This window comes from Psychroflexus sp. MES1-P1E, assembly GCF_002836055.1.
Lineage (GTDB): Bacteria > Bacteroidota > Bacteroidia > Flavobacteriales > Flavobacteriaceae > Psychroflexus.
On the sequence record NZ_PJBS01000207.1, the window covers coordinates 1 to 3539 of the forward strand.

2 protein-coding genes are annotated in these 3539 nt (G+C 37.8%); both read right to left on the minus strand.

Translation table 11 applies throughout. The annotated features are described in order from the left end of the window. Positions 1–377: 377 nt before the first annotated feature. Positions 378–1043 carry a hypothetical protein gene (locus CXF67_RS08725; RefSeq protein ID WP_102088406.1) on the minus strand — a complete coding sequence of 222 codons (666 nt, stop codon included), beginning with the start codon at positions 1041–1043 and terminating at the stop codon, positions 378–380. Between the two features lie 108 nt (positions 1044–1151). After that, positions 1152–3179 (minus strand): alkaline phosphatase family protein, encoded by a 2028-nt coding sequence (locus CXF67_RS08730; protein WP_102088407.1) that lies wholly within the window; start codon positions 3177–3179, stop codon positions 1152–1154. Positions 3180–3539: the final 360 nt, after the last annotated feature.

The window sequence follows — 3539 nt, forward strand, 5'->3', positions numbered from 1 at the left end:
CTTGGGAAGGTCTCTACAACTAGGAGTTGGTTAGGTAGAGAAGTCAGTCCCGAAGCATCGGGATGGTAGTCCCCACGAGAAACGAGTTGCATAAAACTGCATAGGTTTCACAAGTAGGGAAGGTAATCCTTCCAGAAATTATAATGGGAGCATTAATTTTCGTAAATAGGCAACCCCCAGAAAATCTGTAGCCCCTTAAAAAAGTACAGAATAGTTTCGATTAATGTAAAGAGCGATTGAAAAGACGGATTGCGAACCGCCGTATACGAGACCCGCTTGGTTTATCCTGAGCCATGTCGAAGGGTAGGGTGGTGTGAGGGGTACACTCCGTCATCTGATGGCGGAGCCATCCACTCGATTAGCAACAGTATTTTTATTTAATAATATATTGTCGTTTCAGATTTTGGAAATTTCAATTCCGTATTACCAGGATAAAAACCATTCATTGTCGGCAAAGTTTCCAATTTCCTAATCATTACTTTTTTCTCTATTTTTGAGTTTTCATTCTCACAATCTTCGGTTTCCTTTTCGTAATTTATTTTTCCATTTGACAGATTGTAGTCAAAAGTGAAGAAATAATCACAAGGTGAACCATAATTCACAGTTACTCCGATTAATTGAAATTCTCCGCTTTGAAATCTAAACCTATGGGTATAATTCCATTTTTGACGACTTCCTCCAAAATGATTAATTACAATACAATTTCGTTCAATTGATATTGTTTCGAAAGGGTCTCCCATCATTCCTCCGTGCTGACTTGGTAATATTGCACCAACTGATTTTTTCCACAATTCCCATTTATCATTAATTTTTTTGTAAATGAATATTTGTCTTTCTGTTCCTAAATCAGTTTCCTTTTCAGTATCGTAAACTATAACTTTTTCAGAAACTCCATCTTTGTCTAAATCGCCTTCTATTTCGTCAAGAATTTTAAACGATTTTGGTGTTTGAATTATTTTAGTTTTTTTATTTTCCTGACTTTTACAAGACATAAACGAAAAAATAAATAGAACTAAAATGTATGTAGATAATCGTTTTTTCATAGTGTTGGCAACGGTCACGCTAAACTGCGTTTTAATGAAGTTTAGCTCTTGTTATGGGCTTTTTTGATTGCTTTGAAAGTGTTATGCAATGAAATTACACCGTAGTTTTTAAGTAGTTGCATATTCTCCTTGTATGTATTTAATGGTATTGCTATTAGCATCAGCCCAAACTAAAGTAAGCGCTGTTCCATTAGAGCACATCGCAACAGGACTATTTGTATTAATAGCTACATCAGTCATTTCTTCTTCTTTTGTCCATCCAGCTTGGTCTAGTGTGCCATAGCCATTGGATAATTCATTAGCTGCAGCATAAATACCTGTGAGCCCAAATTTTTCAGTGTAAGTATTCGATAGGTCTTTATAGCCTCCTCGGTGCACCAAGTGCATCTCACCCGACAACGTTGCCATCGCCATATGTCCTAAGTTTTGATATTCATCGGCCAATGCTGCCATTTTCTTTGAAAAATGACCTACCGTGTAATCCGTTACTGACCACTGACCCAAAGTAGTATTGTTTTCTGGAGCAGGATTGCCATCGAAGTCAACGGCATCGAAAGCATTAAATGGGGCAGTATTAAAAGAAGTTATGCGCATTTTACGCGTGTTCCGTTCTTTATAAACTAGAAACAAAGCAGCACCAACTTGTCCTAATGTCATGTCTCCGTCAGTTAGCTGATTTACGGGGACAACTGTTCCTGATAAACCATTAACATTTCCTTCCATTGATTGAATAAACCCATCCGCAGCTACCCAACATAGCATCAGTTTATTTGTCTTAGTATCCACGTCTAAATAAGTTGCTAAGGCAATACTTCCTGATGTGGTTTGTTGCAAAGAACGTGTTTCAGACCATTGTTTTTTTACCGTGTCGTAAGTGGTCGTCATTAACTCTCCATTTGGGCCAATATTTACCAATATTGTTTTGCTTTTGATGGTTGCCAGAGCAATTTTCCCTTGGGTGATAATGCCTAATTTATTAGGGTTGCTCCAGCCTGAATCGCTGAGGATACTACTAAATAATTGTCCACTGGCATTGGAAAATACAATATGTTCACCTTCTGTTTCATTGGTAATGGCAAGCGCATTTCCAACAGAGAAATCTGTGTTTACTGGGGCATTCCAAGCAAAGGCTTCGTTCCATAAGAAACGAAACCAATTTGCACCGTGGTCATTCTTATTTAAAGAGCCTAATTGAAAATTTTCTTCAACAGTCTTAATAAGGTTATAGTGATTATATGGAGTTGATATACTAGTTCCAGGTTCAATCATGTCTCCTAAAAGAACCGTGTATACTTGGTTTGGACCATCGTAACTGGTGTCATATCCAACAGCATCATAATCGGCCTCATCAAATGTGACAACAATAAGCGTTCCTTCAGGTACATTAGATTGTGCCCAAGCTTTTTTCGGATCGCTTAATAACAAATCCACATCTAAATTAAGTCCAATATTATTTAAACCTGTTTCTGAACCTCCTTGAATTTTTGTAGTTGCAATGTTTCCTAGAAAAACATGCTCCAACCAAGCAGATAATTGTGGAACCAGTTGTGTACGCGGGTTGGTATCAATATGCGTATTGTAAAGGTAATGGCCATCGTTCCAAATGTCGGGTGTAAACCAGCTATATTCGGGAAGAGAATCATTCGCTACATCTTTCCAGAAATCCACATCACTTACGATTTTATTCCATCGCGCTTCCTCTTTTTGAACGTTATGAAACGAAGCAAATGCATTGTGTTTACGATAATACCTCGATAGATCTTTAGCTCCAGCAGGAGGATTTTGAGTAATGGGTTGATCTTGGGCTGGATACTTCGGGCTTTGCCAAGCGGGATTCCATGGTTCGTTAGGGTAAGCTTCCATATAAGCTTTCCAGCTCACGTTTTTTTCTTCTAATAAATCCACTAAAGTTTCTTGCAAGAGTGGTGAGGAGGGAGGTGTGTCAGTGGTGACACCACATACTTCACCAGCGAAAGAAGCTAAATAATTTGTTTGAGAAGGATGAAATGCACCAAAGTAATTGGTCATATCTGCTCCAGCAGAAGCCAGTTTTTTTAAGAAAGGATTTGAAATCACGTAGTTTCTGTACTGATTCTCAAACATTATGGTAATAATGCGATCAAATGGTTTTTTCATAAAATAATAAGTTAGACGGTTTATTCCCTATAGCGATTTGTATAAGAATAGTAAGGGATTAAAAATGAACTTACTTTCGGTTTTAGCACTTAGCCAAATTTACAATTTTACCGTTATTTTTCTTTTAACCGTCAAATTGTAAATTTGGCGGATTTTGCAAATATGTACCAACTTTGGGTTTGGTACTTAACCCTTATTATTTTTATACCTTTTGTGTGCCTTGAATGGTAAATATAGCTCTTTTACAAGACTGTCCCAACGGGTGGAAGTTCCTTATGGGCAGGGGTAACGCTTTGAACCCTTAGTAAGTCGCAAGCTTGTTAAGCGAGACTACAAATTCTGGTCCTGACCCTACGGCTA